We start from the raw sequence: 2,904 nt of genomic DNA, 5'->3' as shown, positions 1-2,904 counted from the left end.
ACCACTCCTCCCGGCCTGACTCAACGAGCCAAGCCCCTGGAGGGGGTCAACTTTCAAGCGTCGCCGCTGGTCCACTTTTCAGCCGTCGCCGACAACGGGTCGCACCGCGTCCGCGGGGCACGGCCGAGGGCCCTTTCCCCGAGCTCCCCGGACCTGCCGCCCTCCACGTCGTCACGGCGTGCGACCCCGGTTCTGGCTCAGCTTTCGTGCAGGGGCCACGGTGAGTGACAGCTGAGCGTCCCTGGGCGGCTTGCGAAGTCGCCCGAAAATAGGCGTTGGTCAGTACTGCTGGGCTGACAGTCCGGACCGTGGAAGAGGTCGTGCTCCGGTTGAAGGAGTTGTTGTTCCCGGCGATTGCGGACGTGGCGGTGGTGTCGGTGGACGTGGATATCGAGATAGTGCGTGTTGACGCGCTATGCACCACGGTCGGCGCCGCCTGCCCGGGATGCGGAGCCTGGTCGACCCAGGTTCACAGCTCCTACCTGCGGTTTCCCGCTGACGTGCCGAGCGCCGGACGACGCGTCGTACTCCAGTTACGAGTTCGGCGCTTCCGATGCGGGAACAACATGTGCCCCCGCCGGACCTTCGCGGAACAGATACCCGGCCTCACCCGCAGGCACAGCCAGCGCACCGAGCGACAACGTTCCACCCTTGCCGCAGTCGGTCTCGCCCTGGCCGGCCGGGCCGGTGCCCGGCCGGCTGCCGTCCTGGGCGTGGCCGTCAGCCGCAGCACGGTGTTGCGCCTGGTCGACGCTTTTCCCGAGCCGGAGGTGCCAGCGCCGCGGGTAGTCGGCGTCGACGAGTACGCCACCCGCAAGGGCCGCCACTACGGCACCGTCCTGGTCGATGTCGAAACCCGCCGCCCGATCGACCTGCTCCCAGACCCGGAAGCATCAAGTCTGGCCGCGTGGCTCGCCAAACGGCCCGGCGTCGAGGTCATCTGCCGGGACCGTGCGCCCTTCTTCGCAGAAGGCGCCACAGCCGGAGCCCCTCAGGCGATCCAGGTCGCGGACCGATGGCACCTCTGGCACAACCTCAGCGAAGCCGCCGAACGATCCGTCGCCCAGCACCGCCACTGCCTCCGAGCCCTCGTTCCTGAGACCGCCGGCCTTGGGCCGGAGCCCGCGTCGGAAAGTAAGCCGTCCAGTTCTCCCTGGCCGATGGGCCACCGGTTCGCCGAACGCACACGCGCCAAGCACGCCACCATTCACGCACTGCTGGACGCTGGGCACAGCAAGCGGTCCGTGGCCCGGCAACTTGGCATGAGCCAGAACACGGTCCTGCGGTTCTCCCGTGCTGACGCTCCCGAAGACCTTTTTGATGGGCAGTGGCAGAACCGGGCATCCGTCCTCGACGAGTACAAGACCTACCTCGACGACCGCTGGAACGAGGGGTGCACCAACGCCTGGAAGCTCTGGGAAGAGATCGTCCCGCTCGGCTACAGAGGCAGCTATCAGCGCGTCCGCGCCTACCTGTACAAGAAGCGCACCTCGCCGCGGCCGGTGACTGCCCGGCCGCCCTCACCCCGAACGGTCGCCGGATGGATCCTTCGCCGACCGGACACCCTCACCGAGGCCGAGCAGATCCAACTCAAGTCCGTCCGGACACACTGCCCCGAACTCGACGCTCTGACCCTCCACGTCCGGTCCTTCGCGACCATGCTCACCGAGCGCCAAGGCGAACGACTTCCGGACTGGCTCGACGCCGTCCGACAGGACGACCTTCCTAGCCTCCACACCCTCGCCGCCGGCATCGACCGAGACCACGACGCTGTCATCGCCGGCCTCACCCTGCCCTGGAACTCTGGTGTCGTCGAAGGCCACGTCAACAGGATCAAGATGCTGAAGCGTCAGATGTTCGGCCGCGCCGGCTTCGACCTCCTGCGCAAGCGAGCCCTGCTGGCGTGAATACCTATACCGGCTCCTCGTACACGTCGATCTCGGAGGGCACACGAGCCAGCAGCGGTTCGAGGTGCCCCTCCATGGCAGCGAGCCACTTGTCGAGGCCCGCGTTGGTGTCGTGGAAGAACCAGGAGTTGAAGCTTCCCAGGACGTCCAGGGCGGGTTCGCACTTGTAGCGGAGTTCGCAGTGAATCTGTACGTAGTGGTCGTGCTCACCGCCGTCGTCACTGATGTCGAACTGTCGCGTGAGGTCCACAGTGAACATCGGACGCCCGCTGAAGGCGTACGTGCCGTACTGGAAGAGCAGGCCGTCTGAGTCGGGCCTCGGCTCGGTGGCAAAGCGCTGTAGCGCGAATCGCATGAAGGCCAGGCATGCAGCCCGAGTGGTCAACTCCGTCGTCGACCGCCCGACCTCCAGTTCGGCACGTAGGATATCAAGGGCTTCGGCGATCCGCGGTCTACCGTGCACGCCAGCTCTCCTCGGTTCGGTGAATCAGCACCCTAACCTCGTCGAGCCGGATCAAATCCAGCCCTGACCAGCGAGGCAACCACCTCCCGGCTCGCAACGCTCAGTCACTGCTGCACGGAACCTGTGCCAGAACCATTTCTCGTGAACATTCACGGGCCTGAAGATCCGCGACTGCTGCCCGAGCCGAGGGACAGACTCTGCCCCTGAGAGTGAACCAAGGCAGACCCGGGGTCTCTGGCCGCAACCTGCGCCGACCGACGCGGTGTACCCGCGGGCCCAGGTTCCCCGCTGTGGTCCAGGCCAGTGGTGGCGGCCTCCTCGGACCGCGCTTGAAATCGCGTCGTAGGACAATCGGGCGGTGACGCGACCCCTGAATCGTGACCGCTCCCTTGAAGAGCTTGAACGCGACCGCTGGCCGGCCCCGTCAGCCGACGCCACGCGCCTTGCCGCTACTGCACACGCATTGCGGCGCCGCCCGATCGGCGAGCTCACCGTCGAAGACATGCGCTTGTTGATCGGCCAGGACATAGGACT

General features: G+C 66.6%; 3 protein-coding genes. 2 read left to right on the top strand and 1 reads right to left on the bottom strand.

The features are described 5' to 3' along the window. The first annotated feature begins 308 nt into the window (after positions 1–308). A complete protein-coding gene (locus ACFRAC_RS36660; protein WP_382939696.1) occupies positions 309–1,907 on the top strand; it encodes an ISL3 family transposase in 1,599 nt (532 codons plus the stop codon). Positions 1,908–1,911: 4 nt separating this feature from the next. On the opposite strand, the gene ACFRAC_RS36655 is transcribed toward ACFRAC_RS36660, so the two are convergent. Continuing rightward, positions 1,912–2,157 (bottom strand): hypothetical protein, encoded by a 246-nt coding sequence (locus tag ACFRAC_RS36655; RefSeq protein ID WP_382939692.1) that lies wholly within the window; start codon positions 2,155–2,157, stop codon positions 1,912–1,914. Positions 2,158–2,728: 571 nt separating this feature from the next. On the opposite strand from ACFRAC_RS36655, the gene ACFRAC_RS36650 reads away from it, so the two are divergent. Next, positions 2,729–2,904 (top strand): contact-dependent growth inhibition system immunity protein (locus ACFRAC_RS36650; protein ID WP_382939700.1); only part of this gene is annotated, 176 nt, incomplete at its 3' end.

It is taken from the genome of Streptomyces sp. NPDC056628, from assembly GCF_042792555.1.
GTDB lineage: Bacteria > Actinomycetota > Actinomycetes > Streptomycetales > Streptomycetaceae > Streptomyces.
The sequence above is the reverse complement of the archived record's forward strand: the minus strand, read 5'-3'. Positions and strand labels throughout refer to the sequence as shown.